Raw genomic sequence first — 19,695 nt, 5'->3', positions numbered from 1 at the left:
GCCGCCTTGCTGGCGGCTGTGCCTCACTCCCCGGCGAAGAACGAGCACGGGACGCGCGTCGACCAGCCGAGCGTCTCCCCGATCTCGACCGACGTCACCGTCGGGCGATCGCACTTCTGCTCGGCCGCGGCGATCTGCGGTCCCCAGGCCGGACCGTAGTCGCGACGGCTGAGGTTCTCGGGCGCCTGCACGAACACGGTCAGCACCACCGCCGCGATGAGGACGGATGCCGCGACCCGGCGCGGGCGCGACCGCGACCGAACCAGTGCGACCGCCGCCAGCGGCAGTTCGGCGAGCAGCATCATCGCGGGGATGACGCCGTATCGACTGAGCCACACATGGGTCAGCTCGGCCTGCGTGAACGTCGCGTACTGGTACCAGGGCGCCGGGTCGACGATCACGCCGGCGCACCAGATGAGGACCGAGTATCCGGCGAGGATCCAGGCGAGCGCGCGGTGCGCCGCGGTGCCGAAGAACGTCGTGACGGCGACGGCCGCCATCGGTACGAGGGCGAGGATCAGGATGACGGGCATCGACGCCGCGAGGATGTTGCCGAGTACAGGGATCGGCACCCATGACGTGAGGATCCCGTTGATGAACCATCCGTCGATGAGCGACGGGATGCCCACCGTGACCGGTTGGCCGGCACCGCGCGGCGCGAGGAGCTCTGCGAGGAACTGCCCGGCGACTCCGACGACGAGCGCGAGCTTGATCGGCCACGTGCGGCGATCGCGCCGGTTCCAGAGGAGCAGCGGCAGCAGGAAGACGGTCTGGATCTCGGTGAGGGCGGACACCAGAACGAAGAGTGCATACCCGATGCGGCCGGCGCGGGTGCGCGGGGCGGCGAGGAGCACCCAGAAGACGCCCCAGAACAGCAGGGTGTGCACGTTGGCGGCGTTGCCGAGCACTTCGCGTGGCAGGAGCGGCGTCAGCACCGTGAGTCCGGAGACGACCAGGCGCGGGGCGATCCCGGGTAGCAGGTCGCGGGATGCCACGAACACGACGACGGCCACGAGGCCCGCCACCGCGCAGCTGAGCGCCGTCATCGACAGCGCCCACCACTGCACCGGGACGAGGTCGACGGTCGTGATCGCCTCGAGCCGCGGCACCAGATGCAGGTAGCCGGCGTAGGGCGCGAACAGCGTCGTCCACTGCGCGTGGCCGGCCGCGGACTGCAGGAACAACGTGCCGTCCTCCGCCCACAGCGTGTCCCGCGCGGACGGCGCGAGGCGCAGCCACGCGAGCACCGCGAGCGCCAGTCCCCACGCGATAAGCAGCGGCCACGGGATGTCACGGCCCTCGTCCGCCCGGCTTTCGCCCGCGAACGACTCAGGGCCGGACAGCCCAGACACCGACGCCCCCGTGAACGCCGTCATGCGCAACAAGGTATGCGCCGGTCCTACGCACGGGCTGACAGTCCGCAAAGGACGCCTGGGACGGGTTCTCGCAGGGCCTGTCTCCGGCACCCTCATCCGGTGTCTACTTGAGGGGCGGCTCGCCCGGGGCGTGGGCCGCACGAGAACCGAAGGGACACACGCATGCGCGGAGTGATCATGTACGCACCGGGAGACGTCCGCGTCGAGGAGCGCGCCGATCCTGTCATCGAAGAGCCGACGGATGCCGTCATCCGCGTCACCGCCGCCTGCATCTGCGGATCCGACCTGTGGCCCTACCGCGGCACCGACACGCTCCGCGCACCCGCTCCGATGGGGCACGAGTACGTCGGCGTCGTCGAACAGGTGGGCGCCGACGTGAAGAGCATCACGGTGGGCGACTTCGTCGTCGGGTCGTTCATCGCCTCGGACGACACGTGCGAGATCTGCCGGGCCGGCTACCAGTCGCACTGCATCCACCGCGTCTCGATGGGCGCGATCGGCACGCAGGCGGAGCGCGTGCGCGTGCCGCTCGCCGATGGGACGCTCGTAGCGACATCGCGACAGCCCACGCCGCACCAGGTGCGCGGGCTCCTCGCGGCATCCGACGTCCTCGGGACGGGGTGGTTCGCCGCGGTCGCCGCGGAGGCGGGACCCGGGAAGACGGTCGCGGTCGTCGGCGACGGAGCGGTGGGACTCCTCGGGATCCTCGCCGCCCAGCGGCTCGGCGCGGAGCGGATCATCGCCATGAGCCGGCACGCCGACCGCCAGGCGCTCGCGCTCCGCTTCGGCGCCACCGACATCGTCGAAGAACGCGGCGACGAGGGCGTCGCGCGGATCAAGGAGCTGACGGGCGGACTCGGCGCCCACTCGGTCATCGAGGCGGTCGGCACGCAGGAGTCGATGATGCAGGCGATCCGCTCCACGCGGGCCGGCGGGCACATCGGCTACGTCGGCGTCTCGCACGACGTCGCCCTCCCCGGGCGAGAGCTCTTCTTCGCAGGCCAGCACCTGCACGGCGGGCCGGCACCCGTGCGGCGCTTCCTTCCCGAGCTCGTCGAGCTCATCATGAACGACGAGATCGACCCGGGTGCGGTGTTCGACCTCACCCTCCCGCTGGAGGATGCGGCCGAGGGCTACCGGGCGATGGACGAGCGCCGCGCCATCAAGGTGCTGCTGGAGACGGAGTCGGCATGAACATGCGCAAGGTCGTCGTCTACGAGCTGCTGTCCCTCGACGGCGTCGCCGAGGATCCGGACCGGTTCATCACGGACTGGGACGAGGCCCTGGATGCCAACCTCGCCGGCGTCATCGCGGCCCAGGATGCCGTCATCCTCGGCCGGCGCAGCTACGACGAATGGGCGCGGTTCTGGCCGACGAGCTCCATCCAGCCGTTCGCGGACTTCATCAACGGCGTCGCAAAGCACGTCGTGACCTCGACGCCGCTCGATGTCGAATGGGCGAACGCCGAGACTTCCGGCGATCTCGTCGAGACGGTGACGCGACTGAAGGAGCAGCCCGGCGGGGACATCGGCGTGCACGCCAGCATCTCGGTGGCGCGCGCCCTGCTCGCCGCGGGCCTCGTTGACGAACTGCGACTCGTGATCGGGCCGCACGTCGTCGGCGGCGGCTCCCGGCTCCTCGACGGGCTGTCTCCCATCCGGCTCGATCCCCTTCGCAGCGAGCTGTCGCCGAGCGGATGTCTCATGGTCGACTACCAGGTTGCGGGCTAGCGAATTCGGACCGGTTCACGCGATTCGCATGACGCTCCTCCGCGTCCCCGCCGCTTCGATGGTGTGCAGGGGAGTGACGGACGGCGTGCACTCCGCACGGAGGGAGTAGACATGACCGATGCCAGCGCTGATGAGGAGCTCGGCCCGATCGACTACATCGTGGTCGAACTGCCCGCAGGGCAGACCCAGCTGACGGGCGAGGCGCTCGCAGAGCTCGCCGCACTGGTCTCGGAGGGCACCGTGCGCGTCCTCGACCTGATGTTCGTGCACAAGGGCGAGGACGGCTCGATCGACGTCACCGAGATCGAGGACCTCGAGGAGCTCGGCGACCTCGGCATCATCGAGGCGACGCTCGCCGAGGTGCTCGCCGAGCAGGACCTGCTCGACATCGCCGTCGCGATGGAGCCGGGCAGCAGCGCAGCGGTCCTCGTGTGGGAGAACACGTGGGCGGCGCCCTTCGCCGTCGCCGTGCGGCGCAACGGCGGCCAGCTCGTCGCCTCGGGCCGCATCCCGACGCAGGCCCTCATCGCATCCATGACCAACGAAGGAGAATGACGATGCCCATGGGAATCGGACGCGTCGGACGCGTCGGAATGATCGGCGCCCCCGTCGCACGCACGGCTGCGGTCGTCGGCACGGCCAAGGTGGTCTCGAACGGCGTCGACCGTCGTCAGGACCGTCGCGAGGACCGTCGCGACCGCCGCTGAGCCACGGCGAACGGCGAAGACCGCACCACCGGAGCATCCGGGGGTGCGGTCATTCGCATCATCGGACGATCATCCGGGATGCACCCGGGGAGACTGGGAGGAAGACGACATGAGCAGCGACGACGTGAAGCCCGGATACAACACACCGATCCCGACCAAGATCACGACGCCCGACGTCGTGGAGACCCGGATCGGCGAGCTGCGCTTCGCCGACGGTGTCCCGACGAAGGAGACGACCGAGCAGCTGTACGACCACCTCGACTTCCTGCGCGGCGTGGAGGTGTTCCTGAACTGCGTCCCGGCCGCGTCGCTGGAGGCGATGCGGCGCGGCGTGGTCGAGGTCGCCGGCGATGCCGCGCACAAGGGGGCGATCACCGACAGGCTGCTCGATTCGAACCCGCTGTTCCTCACGGGCAACACCGATACGGTGTACGCGATCGCCGTGCTCGACATCGAACGCGACGGCCCGACCGTCATCGAGGTTCCGCCGGGCTCCGGCCCCGGGACCGTGGATGACGCGTGGTTCCGGTTCGTCGTGGACCTGGGCGCGCCGGGGCCTGACCGGGGCCAGGGCGGCACGTACCTCATCGTCCCGCCCGGCTACGACGGCGAACGCCCCGACGGATGGTTCATCGCCGAGTCGCCGAGCGCCACGAACCTCGTCATCCTGCGCGGGTTCCTCGTCGACGGCAAGCCCGATGCCGCCGTCCGGCTCTTCGAGGACGGCGTCAAGATCTACCCGCTCTCCGCCCGCGAGAATCCCCCGGCGATGGAATGGACGTCCGTGTCGGGCGCCGAGGTGAACACCGTCCACGCGAACGATGCGAGGTTCTACGAGGAGGTCGCCGACGTCCTCGCCAAGGAGCCGATCGACGTCATCGACCCCGAGACACGGGGGCTCCTCGCCTCGATCGGCATCACGAAGGATGTGCCCTTCGCGCCGGACGACCGGATGCGGAAGATCCTCACGGACGCGGCGGCCGTCGGCAACGGCACGGCGCGCGCGATGAGCTTCCGCTCGCGCGAGCGGGCCTTCTACCTGTACGACGACCGGCGCTGGGTGAACCCCTTCCCCGGGGGCGACTACCGATTCCTGCGCGACGGCGGCCGTGGTGGACGCTTCCAGGACGGCCGCACCACGTTCTTCTATATGGCGACGGTGAACACCCCGGCCATGGCGCTGAAGATGGTGGGCCGCGGATCGCAGTACGCGCTCGCCACCGTCGACGCGAACGAGGAGCCGCTGGACGGCGGCAAGACGTACCGCCTGCGGCTGCCCGCGGACGCGCCGGCCGCGGACTTCTGGTCGGTCGTCGCGTACGACCCGCAGACGCGGTCGGAGCTGCAGACCGGCCAGCCGCTGCCCAGCCGCAACAGCAAGCGCGACGCCCTCGTCTACAACGACGACGGCTCGGTCGACATCGTCTTCGGCCCGACGGAGCCTGCGACCCTCGCCACGAACTGGGTGCAGACCGTCGCCGGCAAGGGCTGGTTCGTGCTCCTCCGCCTGTACGGGCCGCTCGAGAGCTGGTTCGACGGGAGCTGGAAGCCCGGAGACATCGAAGAGGGATGACTCGTCGTCGGCCCGCCTCCACCGGGAGGCGGGCCGTCCTCGGGGTGTTGTACGCCCGGATACTTGTCGGTGTTTTGCTTGCGGGTGGCCCCGCCCCCCCGGGGGGGGGGCCCGACGTCGTATCAGCTCCTCGCTGTGACCGAGAACGCGTTGCCGTCGGGATCCCGGAACGCGAACATCTTCGGGATGCCGGGCCACGCCAGCATCTCGTCGACATCCACCCCGCGTCCGTCGAGCTCGGCGCGCGTCGCGTCGATGTCGTCACTCCAGAACCGGATGCCGATCGCCCCGCGCGTGACATCGGGACGCGCGGGTTCGAGCGTGAGGATCACGCCGCCCGCGACCGGCTCGAGCTCGATCCAGCGTCCGCCGTTCGGGGTGGGCGCATCGCGCAGCACGCTGAAGCCGAGGCGCCCGGTATAGAAGGCCAGGGCCGCATCCTGGTCGTCCACCGGGATGCTGACCGTGCGGACGCCTGTGATGTGGGTGTCGGTGCTCATGCTCGTCTCCTTCGTCGCGCCCGTCATGGGGCTCGTCGGTATGACGAATGACGCGCCGCTCGATCGACATCCGAGTGCCGCGCGACGAACTTCACGTCTCGTGGCGGAGAACCCGGTTCTCATTCAGCCGGAGACCACGGGCATGTGCGCCTCCTTCGCGGGGACGGTCACCGTCGACGGCTTCCGGGTCTGGACGGTGGTCCCGAGGGGGCCGTTCCCCTTGGCGGTCGCGGTGTCGGCGACGGACCCGAAGTTCAGATCCGCCTGCGTCGCCGTGTAGATCGCGGTGAACACCGCGGTCTGCCCGGGCGCCAGGGTGACGCTGGTTCCGCTGCATGCCGCGTTCGGTTCGGTGAGCTTCGCGCACGTGATCGCCGACAGGTCCGCCGGGCTGCTCGGCGCTGCGACGCTGTCCGTCACCGTGACGTCTTCAAGCGGGACGTTGCCGGTGTTGGTCACCGTGAACGTGTACGGGACCTGCTGGCCGACATGGGTCACAGTGGTCGTCGTGGTCGACTTCACGATGTCTACGGTCTGGATGACGCCGAAGTAGTGCGACGGGTCCTCCGCCGTCACCTTCGCTCCGGGCAACGTCTTGCCGTCGACGTCGGTCGTCTCCGGTCCGATGCCGGTGACCGTGCCCATGTTGGCGTACTGCCCCGCGGTCGCGGTCCCGGTCGCGGTGCACGTGAAGCTCGCGCCGGGTTCGAGCGGCCCCGGGATGACGTTCGATCCCGTCTCGTCACAGTCGATCTCGGATGCCTTGACCTTGTCGTCCGTGACCGTGACATCGGTCAGCGGGACCGTGCCGGTGTTCGTGACGACGTAGGTCCACGTGATGTCTCCGCCGACGGCGACGAGCGGACCGGGCGCCTCGTTCGCGTCCTCACCGTTCGTCGACTTCACGATGCTCACCTTCGGCTGGATGCCGAAGTAGTGCGACGGGTCCTCAGAGGTGACGGTCGAGCCGGGAACCGTGTTCCCGTCGACGTCTGTGGTCGTCGGCCCCGTGCCCACGACGGTTCCCATATTCGCGTACTGGCCGACGGTCGCCTTGCCGGTGGCGGTGCAGGTGACCGAGTCGCCGGCGGCGAGATTCGCGACGATGTTGCCGGCGACGCCCTCACAGACGATGTCGGAGGCAGCCACCTTGTCGTCGGTGACCGTGACATCCGTCAGCGGCACGTTGCCGGTGTTCTTCACGACGTACGTCCATCGCACATCGCTGCCGACGTTCACGATCGGGCCGGTGCCGGTGTCGGCGTCCTGACCGTTGGTCGCCTTCTTGATGGTGACCTGGGGCTGGATGCCGAAGTAGTGCGACGGATCCTCGTTCTGCACCGTGGCGCCCGGGACCGAGTTCCCATCGACGTCCGTGGTCTCAGGCCCGGTGCCGGTGACGCTGCCCGTGTTGGCGTACTGCCCGAGCGTCGCGGTGCCGTCGGCGGCGCATGTGAAGCTCGCCCCGGGCGTGAGCGGCCCTGCGATGACGTTCGAGCCGGTCCCCGAGCAGTCGATCGACGCGGCATCCACCTTGTCATCGGTGACGGTCACGTTCGTCAGCGGAGCGTTGCCGGTGTTGGTGACGACGTACGTCCAGCGCACGTCACCGCCGACGGTCACGTCAGGGCCGGTGCCCGTGTCCGCGTCCTGCCCGTTCGTGTACTTCTTGATGCCGACCGACGGCTCGATTCCGACGTAATGCGACGGGTTCTCTGCGGTGACCTTCTTGCCGGGGACCGTGCCCCCATTCACGTCGGTCGTCTCGGGACCTGTGCCTGTAACAGTCCCGAGGTTGGCGTACTGGCCGAGCATCGCCGTGCCGGTCGCGGTGCAGGTGAAGGTCTCCCCCGGCGCAAGAGGGCCGGCGACGATGTTCGACCCCGTGTTGAGGCAGTCGATGTCCGCGGCCGCCACCTTGTCGTCGGTGACCGTCACGTTCGTGAGCGGCACGTCGCCGGTGTTGGTGACGACATACGTCCAGCGGACATCGCCGCCCTTCGCGACGAGCGGCCCCGGCGCCTCGTCGGCGTCCTGACCGTTCGTCGACTTCACGATGCTCACCTGCGGCCGGATGCCGAGGTAGTGCGACGGATCCTCGTCGGTGACCGTCGCGCCGGGGACGGTGTTCCCGTCGACGTCGGTCGTCGTGGGGGCCGTGCCCACCACCGTGCCCACGTTCGCGTACTGGCCGACGGTCGCCGTCCCGTTCGCGGTGCACGTGAACGTCGCACCGGGCGCGAGCGGCCCCACGACGACGTTGCTCCCCGTTCCGCAGTCGATCTGAGAGGCGTCGACCTTGTCGTCGGTGACGGTGACATCCGTCAGCGGCACGTTGCCGGCGTTCTTCACGACATAGGTCCACCGGATGGCAGCGCCCTCATTCACGAGCGGCCCCGTTCCCGTGTCGGCATCCTGTCCGTTGGTCGCCTTCTTGATGGTGACGGCTGGCTGGACTCCGAAGTAGTGCGACGGGTCCGTGGCCGTGACGAACGTCGGAGCGAACGGGGTGCCGTCCAGCATGTACTTCTGCGGTTCGGTGCCTGACACCGTCCCCGTGTTCGCGTACTGCCCGACGGCCGCGGTGCCGGTGGCGATGCAGGTGAAGCTCGCACCGGGCGACACGGGCCCCGCGACGACGTTGCTCCCCGTCCCGCAGTCGATCTGCGAGGCGTCGACCTTGTCATCCGTGACGGTGACGCTCGTGAGATCCGTGCCGCCGGTGTTGGTGACGACGTACGTCCACTTCACCGGGCTGCCCACGGTCACGTTGGGGCCTGTGCCGGTGTCGGCATCTTGCCCGTTCGTGTACTTCTTGATCGCGATCCCGCTGACAGGAGCCATGGCGAGGTCGATCGTGTAGTCGGTGAACGACTCAGGCAGGTTCGCGGGGGTGAATCCCGCGACATCGTGGCCGGTGCCGGTGCCGCCGACGAGCCGGTTCGAGGCGTCACGCTGATACGCCAGCGTGATCGGCGAACTCGTCAGGCCCGTCAGGCTCGGCATGATCGTGGGCGTGTTGTTGTTCGAGACGTTCTCGTTCGCCCCGGCCGCATCGCCGTTGCGCGAGGGCGACGGGATCACGGACGCCAACGGACCACCGGCCTGGAACTCGGATGCGGGGATGCGCACCTTGTAGGTGCCCGCCGGGAGGTTGTCCTGATGCCAGCGACCGTTCGCATCGGTCGTGGTGGTCGCAACCACGGCGCCCGAATCGTCGAGCAGCTCGATCTTCACCCCGGCGATCCCAGGCTCCCCCGGCTGCTGCCGACCGTCGAGGTTCTTGTCCAGCCACACCAGATCGCCGAGCGAGAATCCGGGCACCAGCACGGTCGGCTCCGTCGACAGGAGCTGCTGATTCGCGACCGTACCGGAGTAGATCATCGCCCGGTTGACGTACAGGTTGCCGAGCTTCGCCTTCTTCGCGACCATCGGGACGGTCGCAGCCACCCGCGTCGTCACCGCGAGGGTCTCACCCGAGACGAATCGGATCGCGGTCACCGTCGAGAAATCGGTGATCTCGGCCTCGGTCAACCACAGGCCGCCGGGATCCGCCGGGTTGGCGTTGCTCGCGGATTTCGGGTTGGGGTCGATCGTCGCATACGGCGCTGTCGCGTAGTACCAGGTGCCCGGCACCACGCCGCTCTTGCCCTGCGTGTACGTCGGGGCCGGAAGCGCTCCGGTCAGCTCCGACGTGCCGTTGTAGTTCGAGGCGTACTGGTCGCGCTTCGAGAGCGCACCCGGCGCCGCGTCACCGTTCCACGGCAGCACGTCGATGACGTCGGGAGCGGCGAACTCGACCTGGCGGGAGGTGTTGACCCATTCGATCCGCCAGTTGTATGTCTCTCCAGACTCGATCAGCGGCTTGTCGACGGACTTGTCGATACCCAGCTGACCCGATCCCGACGCGCTGGTCGTCGCCTGCGCCGTGGGGTTGTTCTCAGAGCTCAGCGAGCTCGCTGACACCGTGTTGATGTACGACGTGCCAGGCTGCGCCGTCGTCGGGATCGTGGTGCAGAGCGAGAAGCTGTATACCCAGTAGTCGGTCTGCGCGACGGTGATGTCCGGAAGCGTGATGACCAGCTGCCGTGACACGGGGTTGTAGGACGTGGTGGAGCCTGCGGGGAGCGTCTGCTTCGTGCAGGCGTCGTTGTACGACAGCCCCGAGGGGATCGTGTCGACCACCTGAGGCCGCTCCATGAGAGCCCCGACCTGCCCCTTGTTGATGCCGAACTGGATGGTCCACTTCGCGTCGGAACCTGGGAGCCAGGTCGGCTGCTGTGCGGACTTCGCCACCGCCACGAGCATGCCCGTGTACAGGACCTGCTTCGTCACAGTCGACAGCGCGCGCGAGGTGTCGTTCTGCGGCCACGATCCGCTGTTCGTGATCCGCACACCGGTGAGGATCTTCTCCCCCGCGTTCGGACCGCCGTTGTAGACGCTGCGCACCGTCAGCGGAACGCCGATCGTCATCTCGAATCCGGCGTACTCGACGTAGCCCGTGGTCTTCGGGCGCATCCGCACCATGTTGACCTTGTCCTGCCAGTTCGCCCCGAGCGTCGTCGGGTCGGTGGTCCACTGATACGAGCTGTTGCGGCACGCGGCCGCGTCAACGGTCTGCGCGGTGGAGTCCACGGGGAAGTACCCGCCGGTCTTGGCGCCGGCCTGGGTGTTGACGGTGTTGGATCCCACGCCGTACTCGATGACGTAGTCGGACGGGACCTTCAGGTTGCTCTCGACGGCGATGCTGACCCGGGACAACTTCAGCGTCGACACGTCCCACGTGTCGCAGACCATCGGATCCGTGACCGGGAAGCCGCGGGTGTCCGCACCCTGCCCGCCGGCCGTCTGCACGCCCCATTGCGAGCCTGCACGCGCGGTGTTGGGCAGGTGAGGGCTGTCCGCGTTGAACGTCACGCGCGAGTACAGCTGCGTGCCCGGTGCGAACGTAGACCCGTCCGCCCAGAGACCGGCGCCCCACGGGTCGGTGCCGTACGTGTAGTCCTTCGCCCCGGACGTCGGGTGCGGCGGGCTGACCTGCCGCGCCTGGGTCACCCACTGGATGTTGCGGTTGGCGTCGTACTGCGGGAACGCCCCGACGTTGTTGAACTGGATGCCCACCGGGATCGTCTGTCCGGCGTTGGGCCCGCCGTTGTACTGCCAGCGCGCCTGGAGCGGCACGTACAGGCCCAGGGTGAACGGGCCCGCCTCGACCCGGGTCGGGTCCTTCGGCCGGACGCGCACCATATTGACCTGGTCGCGCCAGTTCGACCCGAAGGCGGTCGCCGGGTCCGCCGACCAGGGGCCCGGGTTGTCACGGCAGCCCGCCGCCTCGGTGGTGTTGATCGCCGCGTTCAGGCCGTTGCCCGTCCCGGTCTGGGTGTTCACGGAGTTCGTGCCCACCGCGTATTCGATGACGTAGTTGTTCAGATCGAAGTTCGGATTGGTGACGATCGCGTTGCCCGGCTGATTGACCGGGTTCTGCTGCAGATGCGGGTTCGTGCCGGTGTTGGTGACAGGGACGAGCGGATCGCCGACGGGCCGCCACACCGAGACGTCGAACACGTCGCACAGGCCGAGGTTCGGGGCGCCGACCGTCACGGGCTCTGCGGTCGCGGTCGTCCACACGTGCGAGTTGACGACGTCACCGGGGCTGAACTGGTTCCATGCGCCCAGGCCGCCCGCGATCCCCTCGTACTGCTTGTCGCCGGTCAGCGTGCCGCAGTTCTGCGTCGCCGTGTTGAAGCGGATGGACGCGGTGGTGATGTTGTTGCCTGTCGCCGGAGCCCCCGTCACCGGGTCCCACCCCGGCTCGAGTCCCGTGCGGTTGATCGGCCAGCCGCCGGCGGTCCAGCCTTCGGTGTCGCGCGCCTCGTTCGTGAAGTTGTAGGTCTTGTCCAGCGGGCTCGTGCACAGCGGAGGGAGCTCCGACACCGGGATGAAGAACTGCACGTCGAAGCTGCTGTTCTTCAGTGGCTGGGGGCTTTCGACGGCGAACCTGCCGGACATGTACCAGTCGTTCTGGTTCGGCTTCGCCGTGTAGGTCATCGCCGTCTGCCCGTTCGACGTCGCTCCACAGGTCAGGGTCCCGGCGTTGTGTGCCCCGGTCGTGTCGCCACAGCTGGTGAGGATCGCACCCTTCGTGAACCCGCCCACGTCGCTGAGAACGTCGGTGAAGTGCATGGAGTTGAGCGGGTCCGTGAGGATCGTGCCGTTCGACTCGGTGATCCCCAGGCGATATGTCACGAGGAAGCCGCGCACCGGCGGGGTCGCCGGGTTGAAGTCCGTGTCGCGCTCCTGATAGGCGGAACCCACCGTGGTCTTCGCGAGATCCCACTGCGGCTCGGTCAGCGTCATCGAGCTGGTCACGACGTTGTCGCCGGACGCGGTCGTGCCATCCCACCCGGGCTCGAATCCGGGTGCGGGCTGCGGGGTTCCGGTCGGATTGTTCAGCTGCCCGCCGATGAGGTGCCAGCCGTCGGTATCCGTGAGAGCGTTCTGCCAGTTCACCGTGCCCGACGGCGGCAGGTCACCCTGCTGCCATGACGGGTTCAGCTGGTGGTAGAAATCCGCCTGCGGGATCAGCACGTTGACCTGGAGCCGCACCCCGGCTGTGCTGCCGGACGCCTGACGGGAGAGCGACAGCGGCCAGCCCTTCGGGCCCTGGACCTGGTTCGTCGGGCACGACGTCGTCCACCCGCTCGCGCCGTTGACGGTCCCCAGGTCCAAGACGTAGCACGCCTCGATGATCGCGTTCGGGAATGCGGCGAGCCGGTCGTTGAACGTCGCGGGCCACTGCAGATCGGAGCCACCGCTCGTCGCCTTCTGGTTGGTGAGGTCGAGCCAGTACACCATCCGGATCCACGTGCCGTCGGCACGGTTCACGCGGTACGGGGCGTTCCATGGCGCGTCGGTGCGCTGCGTCTTCTTGATCTCCCACGCCGCAGTGCCCGTCACCGTGACCACCGGCCCCGTGACCTCCGGCGCCGGCGAGATCAGCGGGTCAGCCGTGTACGCCTTCGCGGTCACCTGCGCCGTCGCGGGGATGGGCGTGTCACCGGCGAACGCGTAGACGAGCTGCACCACAGCCACGTTCGACGACATCGTGCCCTGGTTGCAGACGACCGTGACAGACCCATCGGGGTTCGTCGTCTGGGAGGACGCCGGCGTGATCCCGGCACCGCTCAGGCATCCGTCCGGCATCCCGCCGCCCAGGGGGCCGGTCAGCTTGATCTTCGCCCCGTTCGTCGGGTGGATCGTGAACTCGAGGACGACATTCTTCGCGGACTGGCCGGCATCCAGACCCGTCAGCGACACCGAGTAGTTCTGGAAGACGGAGTCGTTGACCCGGACGATGCAGTTGCTTGAGCCCGAGTCCAGCCCCGGCCCGTCGGTCGCGTCGAACGGTGGCGTGCCCGTCTTCGCGAGCCCCTGGCAGGCGTTGTCCATCGGGAGCTGCTCGAGCACCAGCTGTCCACTCGCCGCATGTGCCGCCTGACCGCCGAGGGTCATCACGAGCGCCGTCACGACGGCGACGGCGGTGGCCGCCAGGAGACTGCGTCGCTCCTTCATGCGTGCCATGACCGCGGTACGGCGGATCTGGGTGCTCATGAAGTGGTCCTTTCGGTGTGCGTCGTCCGCTCATCTGCACATGTGCGGCGCGGCGTTTCGATCGGCTACGGAGTGATGGTGATCGGGGTGCCCAGAGGCAGGGCGTTGACTGCCTGGATCGCCGCGGCGGTGAGGCGGATGCAGCCGTGGGAGACGGCGCCGGAGTTCGTCGCGTTGTAGTGGATGCCGATCAGACCGCCGTCGCTCCCGCCATACGGCTCGTCGGCGGCGGACGAATGCAGCGAGGTCAGCTGGATCGGGTACTTCGTCTCGTTCTGCGCCGCGTCGAGGTAACGCTGCTGCAGATACCCCGTCACGTTCGTCGGGGTCGGGGTCTCGGGCGTGCCGACACCGACCGCATACTCGGCGACGGTCTTCCCGTCGGTGACGATGCGGAGCTTCTGATCGCCTGCGCTGATCAGGACCCGGTCGGGAAGCGCCTCCGCCTTGGTGAGTACTGCGGACCGCACCCAGGCGGCCGACTGAGCGGCAGCATTGCCGCCGGTCTTCGACGGCAGGCTCACACGCGCCGGCGTCAGGATGAGCGACCATCCGTTCTTGCGGTCCGCCACGACGACGACCGTGGTGGGCTGGCCGGAGAAGTCGGATGCGGCGAGCTTCGCGACGGCCGTCTTGTGGTCGACCCCATACAGGGCGATGGTGCGCGCAATCGTGTAGCGCACCCGGACCCCGTCCGCGCCTGCGGTGTACGGGATCAGCCCGCCGATCACTGCGTCGTAGCGTGCTTCGGGCAGTGACTCGAGGTTCGCGGGGTCCGCCGCCGCCGGCTCGACAGCGGCGGGTGCGACGAGCCTGTCCCTCGCGGACGCGACGTCACCCGACCGACCGGCGACGGAGATCGCCACCGCCCCGCCGGCGAGCACGAGCACTGCTGCGACCGCGACGGTCACCCACGCCAGGCGGCGCCGTGAGCGTGTCTCGGCGCTACGCCGCCGTGTGGGCGGCTGGGGGGCTGACTCCGGCTGTGTCTCTCCCATGGGTTTCTCTTCGGTTTGTTGTGGCTCCGCTCAGGTTAGAGATGACGCACGGGTCGGCGTATCACCCACATTCGGTGAAATCCTGCGATCGCGGATCGAGGCCGCCGGGCACGCTGAAGGCTCCATCCGCTGTTCGACGGCCCATCGACCGGCAGCTTCGCGGTCAGATCATCGAGCGGGTGGAGAATCCCCAGGCTCGGAGTGCCGCGACGATACGGGCGCACGGAGTCCAGGGCGCGCGAGACGGTGCCATCGCCGCCGGAACCGTCGCGGCCCACGCCTCAGGCCTGAAGGGAGGTGTCAGGCGGCGGCGCGATCCCAGAGGTCCCGGAGGGAGGCGGCGACGCGGTCCGGCTCGACCCGATGGGGCGGGTCGAAGTGGTGCCGGTCGGCGAACACCTCGAGCCGGAAGTCCGGGAAGACGGTGGCGAGGCGCTCCGCGATCTCGCCGTAATCATCCGGATTCGAGAGGCCGCCGAGCGCGAAGTAGACAGGGCGGGTGAAGCGGACCAGGGCATCGCGGTCGAGGTCGTAGGTCTCGAACGTGGCCAGGAAGGCACGGATGCCGGCCGGCCGCAGCGCCATCCACGGCGGCTGCTCTCCGGTCCTCACCGGCAGCCCCGCGGTCACTCCGGGGCGCACGCCGAGGCGCACGAACGCGTCCATGAACTGGTCCGGCGGAAGCCCGTCGAGCTCCCGATACCGCGCCCACAGCGCGCGGTGGGCGGGGCTCCATCCCCAGTCCCCCGCCCACGCGGGCTCGAGAAGAGCGAGGCTCTCGAGGCGTTCAGGATGCTTCGCGGTGAACGCGAGCGCGGACGCACCCCCGCCGGAATAGCCGACGAGATGGAACGTCTCCCAGCCGCTCTCGTCCGCGGTGCGCAGTACGCCGTCCACCTCGGTGTCGAGGCTGTAGTCCGCTGGCGGGACGGGGCCGGCGTACACCTCGAGGTCCTTCGCGACGGCATCGACATCGTCGCCGAGAGCGGCGATCAGCGCTCCGTATGCAGGAGCTGCCGGCAGCACGCTGCCCGGCAGCAGGATCACCCGACGTCTGTCCATGGCGTCATCCCCTCTTCCTCTCAGCGGTACTCGGGGTTCGCGTCGTAGCCCCAGCGCTCGCCGTCGTTCCAGGCCTGCCGCAGATTCCCGTAGGCGGGGATGCCGCCGGCATCCTTCAACCGCCGTGCCGTGTGCAGCAGGTTCCACGTCATGAACGTCGTGTTGCGGTTCGTGAAGTCGCTCTCCGGGCCGCCCGAGCCGGGATCGAGGTAACTGGGGCCAGGACCGATCGCGCCGATCCACCCCGCATCCGCGGCCGGCGGGATCGTGAACCCGATGTGCTGCAGGCTGTACAGGATCGACATCGCGGCGTGCTTCACGCCGTCCTCGTTGCCGGTGATGACCGCCCCGCCGACCTTGCCGTAATAGACGTACTGGCCCTTGTCGTTGTAGAGGCCGCTCATCGAATACAGCCGCTCGATGAGCTTGCGGGTGATGGATGCGTTGTCCCCGAGCCACAGCGGACCCCCGACGACGAGGATGTCGGCGGCGGCGATGGACGGCCAGATCTCGTCCGGCCACGCATCCGTCGCCCATCCGTGCTCGCGCATGTCCGGATAGACCCCGGTCGCGACGTCGTGATCGATGAACCGGACGTTCTCGACGTCGACCCCCTGCGACCGCATCAGCGCGATGCTGCGGTCCATGAGGCCTTGCGTGTGGCTGAGCTCCGGGCTCCGCTTGAGCGTGCAGTTGATGTACACGGCCCGCAGGTCGTCGTAGGTCGCCGGAGGCGCCTCCTCCGTCATGATCCGACTCCGTTCGTCTCGCTGATCTTCGCCGACTCGAGCTGCGCCAGCAGCCCGGCCATGTCCAGCTGCGCCCACCCCTCGACGCGGCGGCCCGCGACGACGCGGTCGATCGCGATGCCCGTGAACCGGACGTGGGCGCCGGTCGGCTCGATCCCGCGGAACGCGCCCTGATGGGTTCCCGTCGCGGACCATCGCGTAACGACGTGCTGGCCGTCGACGAGCATGTCGTCCACCGACATCGTCAGATCCGGGAACGCCGCCCGGAACGCGGCGATGCGCGTGAGGAACTCATCGCGCGACTCGTTCGCGTTCACGGGCGTGTGGTTCACGAAATCCGGGTCGAGCAGCGGACGCGCCTCTTCGTACCGACCTGCACTCCACGCCAGATCGATGAACCGGCGCGTCGCCGCCCGCGCATCGACGTCGCCGGCATCCATGTCGCCACCAGCCATGGCCTCTGTCCCCTCGTACTCGGCCGATCACATCCCCAGCACGAGGCAAGTGTCCCACCGCGGCGCGTCCGCAGGTCTTACAGATCGAGCACAGACGGGCGCCGGGATCCAGGCACGGGCGATACCGTCAGCCGATCCAGACGGTCTTGAGGTTCGTGAACTCGCGGATGCCCTCCACCGAGAGCTCCCGGCCGTAGCCGGACCGCTTGATTCCGCCGAACGGCAGCTCGGGGTACGAGATCGTCATGCCGTTCACGAAGACGGCACCCGCCTCGATCTCCCGCACCGCGCGGTCGATCTCCGCCTGGTCGGCGCTCCAGAACGCCGACCCGAGTCCGAACTCCGTGCCGTTCGCGATGGCGAGCGCTTCATCGAGTGACGCCGCGCGATAGAGGGATGCCACGGGCCCGAAGGCCTCCTCCGACCACAGCCTCATGTCGCGGGTGAGCCCCGCGACCACGGTCGGCTCGTAGAACCAGCCTCCATCGCGGTCTGGGCGTGCCCCACCGGTGAGGATCTCGGCGCCCTTGTCGCGCGCGTCTTCCACCAGCTCCTCGATGTCGCGGCGACCGCCTTCCGTGGCGAGCGGTCCGACTTCGGTGTGCGGCTCGGCGGGGTCGCCGATCACGAGCCGGCGCATCTGTTCCGCGAACTTCGCCGCGAAGGCGTCGTAGACGTCGGCGTGCACGATGAACCGCTTGGCGTTGATGCACGCCTGGCCGTTGTTCGTCGTTCGGGCGCGCACAGCCACCTCGACCGCCGCGTCGAGATCGGCGGACGGCATGACGATGAAGGGATCGGATCCGCCGAGCTCCAGCACGGCCTTCTTCAGCACGTCGCCCGCGGTCGCGGCGATGGAACGGCCCGCACCTTCGGAGCCGGTGAGCGTGACCGCGGCCACGCGGCGGTCGCGGATGACGTCGGCGACCCGCGCCGATCCGATGAGGAGCGTCGCGAACGACCCGTCCGGGAACCCGGCCCGCTCGAACAGCTCGCCGAGGTAGACCGCCGACTGCGGCACGTTCGACGCGTGCTTGAGGACTCCCGCGTTGCCCGCCATCAGCGCGGGCGCCGCGAACCGCACGACCTGCCAGATCGGGTAGTTCCACGGCATCACGGCGAGCACGACTCCGAGGGGGTCGTAGCGCGTGCGCGCCGCGGAGGCGCTCACCTCGGACGGATCCGCCAGCTCGCGACCATCGAGGAAGCTCCGCGCGTTCTCCGCGTAGAACCGCATCGCGTGCGCGGACTTCCCGACCTCTGCGCGCGACTGGGCGAGCGGCTTGCCCATCTCCGCGGTGATCATGGCGGCGACCGTGTGCACCTCGGATTCGAGGAGTGCGGCCGCCGCATTCATCCAGGCCGCACGCTGCTCCCACCCCGCGGCGGCGAGCTGCGGCACGGCGGCCGCGGCGGCGGCGAGCTTGGCCTCGACGACGGTGTCGTCGTCCTCTTCGAAGACGGCGAGCTGCTCGCCGGTGGCGGGGTTGATGCTGCGGATGGCGGCCATGTCGTTGTCCTTTGCGGGTTCAGATGAGGATGCTGAGCGGGTTCTCGATGCGGCGCTGGAACGCGGCGAGCCACTCGCCGGCGAGGGCGCCGTCGAGCACCCGGTGGTCGGCGGAGAGGGTCACGGTCATGACGGTTCCGACGTCCAGCTGTCCGTCCGCGCCGACGACCGGACGCCGCTGCGCCGCACCGACGGCGAGGATCCCGGACTGCGGCGGATTGAGGATCGCACTGAACTGCGTCGTCCCGTACATGCCGAGGTTCGACACCGAGAAGCTGCCGCCTTCGAGCTCGTGCTGCTTGAGCCGGCCTGCGCGGGCGCGTTCTGCGAGTTCCGCGATCGTGGCACTGACGACCGAGAGGGGCATCCGCTCGACGCCGCGGAGCACCGGGGTCGTCAGCCCGCCGTCGGTCGCGACCGCGACAGCGAGGTCGACCGACGCGAAGCGGCGGATGCTGTCGCCGTTCCAGATCGCGTTGGCCTCGGGTACGTCGACGAGCGCGGCCGCGACGGCTTTCAGGGTGAAGTCGTTGACCGAGATCTTCCGCGGTGCGCTCTCGTTCACCCGCGCGCGCAGCGCGAGCAGCTCGTCGACGCGGCAGTCCGCGACGAGATAGAAGTGCGGCACCGTGGATTTGCTCTCGGTGAGACGCCGCGCGATCGCGCGGCGCATCCGGTCGAGCGGGATGTCCTCGTACTCGGCTGCCGCCGGACCGGTCGTCGCGGCGACGATGGCCTCCGGCGCCGGAGGCGCAGGCACGGGCGGCGCGGGCACGACCGGCGCGGGCACGACCGGCGCGGGCCCGGCCGGCGCGGGCACGGATGCCGCCGCCTCGAGGTGCCGCTCCAGATCGCGACGCACGACCCTCCCGTTCGGGCCGGTGCCCGGAACGTCGGCGAGCGCGACCCCGTTCTGCGCCGCGAGCCGTCGGACGAGCGGGCTCGCGAACAGCCGGTCACCGGGATGCGGGACGGGCGCGGGCGCCGGGGGAACCGCGGGTGCCGTCGCGACGGATGCGACGTCACCCGCGGGCTGCGTCGACGGTGTGTCCGCGACGGCCTGGGGAACCGTCGCTTCCGTCGTCGCAGCGGGCGGCGCTGGGGCCGCCGGTACTGAGGCGGCGGCGGAGGATGCGAGGCCGCCCGCCGCGGCGAGTGCGGCATCCACCGCGCCCTCCTCCTCGCCCTCGGCGAGGAGGACGAGGATGGGGTCGCCGACGGTGACGCTGTCGCCCTCGGGGACGAGCAGGCGGCCGACGGTCCCGGCGAACTCGGCGGGGAACTCGACGATCGCCTTCTCGGTCTCGATCTCGGCGATCGTCTGCGCGACGGCGACGGACGCGCCGGGCTGGACGAGCCAGGTCTGGATGGCGGCCTCGGTCGCCCCGGCCATGACCTCCGGCATCCGGATGATCTCGGCCATG

At 69.2% G+C, this 19,695-nt stretch carries 14 protein-coding genes; 5 read left to right on the top strand and 9 right to left on the bottom strand.

The window, feature by feature from the left end:
• Positions 1–23 precede the first annotated feature (23 nt).
• Positions 24–1,376, bottom strand: coding sequence for a hypothetical protein (locus tag QSV35_RS05615; RefSeq protein WP_286287522.1), 1,353 nt, complete (start codon positions 1,374–1,376; stop codon positions 24–26).
• 162 nt (positions 1,377–1,538) lie between these two features.
• Between QSV35_RS05615 and QSV35_RS05610 the strand changes: the two genes are divergently transcribed.
• The 5 genes from QSV35_RS05610 to QSV35_RS05590 all read left to right on the top strand — a co-directional run bounded on the left by QSV35_RS05610 (position 1,539) and on the right by QSV35_RS05590 (position 5,386).
• A complete protein-coding gene (locus QSV35_RS05610) occupies positions 1,539–2,570 on the top strand; it encodes a zinc-dependent alcohol dehydrogenase family protein (RefSeq protein ID WP_286287520.1) in 1,032 nt (343 codons plus the stop codon).
• Positions 2,567–3,106 carry a dihydrofolate reductase family protein gene (locus QSV35_RS05605; RefSeq protein ID WP_286287518.1) on the top strand — a complete coding sequence of 180 codons (540 nt, stop codon included), beginning with the start codon at positions 2,567–2,569 and terminating at the stop codon, positions 3,104–3,106. The genes QSV35_RS05610 and QSV35_RS05605 overlap by 4 nt, the downstream gene beginning before the upstream one ends.
• A gap of 111 nt (positions 3,107–3,217) precedes the next feature.
• Positions 3,218–3,661, top strand: a complete 444-nt coding sequence (locus tag QSV35_RS05600; RefSeq protein WP_286287517.1) for a DUF6325 family protein — start codon at positions 3,218–3,220, stop codon at positions 3,659–3,661.
• Between the two features lie 2 nt (positions 3,662–3,663).
• The gene (locus QSV35_RS05595) at positions 3,664–3,813 is read left to right on the top strand and encodes a hypothetical protein (protein ID WP_286287516.1); all 150 of its coding nucleotides are present in this window, start codon (positions 3,664–3,666) and stop codon (positions 3,811–3,813) included.
• A gap of 109 nt (positions 3,814–3,922) precedes the next feature.
• On the top strand, positions 3,923–5,386 hold the full coding sequence (locus tag QSV35_RS05590) for a DUF1254 domain-containing protein (RefSeq protein WP_286287515.1): 1,464 nt from the start codon (positions 3,923–3,925) through the stop codon (positions 5,384–5,386).
• Positions 5,387–5,508: 122 nt separating this feature from the next.
• Here the strand turns inward: QSV35_RS05590 and QSV35_RS05585 are convergent, their stop codons facing one another.
• From QSV35_RS05585 to QSV35_RS05550, 8 genes are all read right to left on the bottom strand, one after another.
• Positions 5,509–5,886 carry a VOC family protein gene (locus QSV35_RS05585; protein WP_286287514.1) on the bottom strand — a complete coding sequence of 126 codons (378 nt, stop codon included), beginning with the start codon at positions 5,884–5,886 and terminating at the stop codon, positions 5,509–5,511.
• 123 nt (positions 5,887–6,009) lie between these two features.
• A complete protein-coding gene (locus tag QSV35_RS05580; protein WP_286287513.1) occupies positions 6,010–13,497 on the bottom strand; it encodes a DUF7507 domain-containing protein in 7,488 nt (2,495 codons plus the stop codon).
• A gap of 65 nt (positions 13,498–13,562) precedes the next feature.
• A complete protein-coding gene (locus tag QSV35_RS05575) occupies positions 13,563–14,408 on the bottom strand; it encodes a L,D-transpeptidase (RefSeq protein WP_286287511.1) in 846 nt (281 codons plus the stop codon).
• Positions 14,409–14,795: 387 nt separating this feature from the next.
• Positions 14,796–15,557, bottom strand: coding sequence for an alpha/beta fold hydrolase (locus tag QSV35_RS05570; RefSeq protein WP_286287510.1), 762 nt, complete (start codon positions 15,555–15,557; stop codon positions 14,796–14,798).
• A 20-nt stretch (positions 15,558–15,577) separates the two neighbouring features.
• A complete protein-coding gene (locus QSV35_RS05565) occupies positions 15,578–16,306 on the bottom strand; it encodes a flavodoxin family protein (RefSeq protein ID WP_286287508.1) in 729 nt (242 codons plus the stop codon).
• Positions 16,303–16,761, bottom strand: a complete 459-nt coding sequence (locus tag QSV35_RS05560; protein WP_286287506.1) for an ester cyclase — start codon at positions 16,759–16,761, stop codon at positions 16,303–16,305. Before QSV35_RS05560 ends, QSV35_RS05565 begins: the two co-directional genes overlap by 4 nt.
• A 127-nt stretch (positions 16,762–16,888) precedes the next feature.
• Positions 16,889–18,271 carry an aldehyde dehydrogenase family protein gene (locus QSV35_RS05555; protein WP_286287504.1) on the bottom strand — a complete coding sequence of 461 codons (1,383 nt, stop codon included), beginning with the start codon at positions 18,269–18,271 and terminating at the stop codon, positions 16,889–16,891.
• A gap of 19 nt (positions 18,272–18,290) precedes the next feature.
• Positions 18,291–19,694 carry a dihydrolipoamide acetyltransferase family protein gene (locus QSV35_RS05550; protein WP_286287503.1) on the bottom strand — a complete coding sequence of 468 codons (1,404 nt, stop codon included), beginning with the start codon at positions 19,692–19,694 and terminating at the stop codon, positions 18,291–18,293.
• Position 19,695: the final 1 nt, after the last annotated feature.

Source organism: Microbacterium candidum (assembly GCF_030315975.1).
In the GTDB taxonomy this organism is placed as follows: Bacteria; Actinomycetota; Actinomycetes; order Actinomycetales; family Microbacteriaceae; genus Microbacterium; species Microbacterium candidum.
Note: the sequence above shows the minus strand (reverse complement) of the source record. Positions and strands in the feature narration are given on the sequence as shown.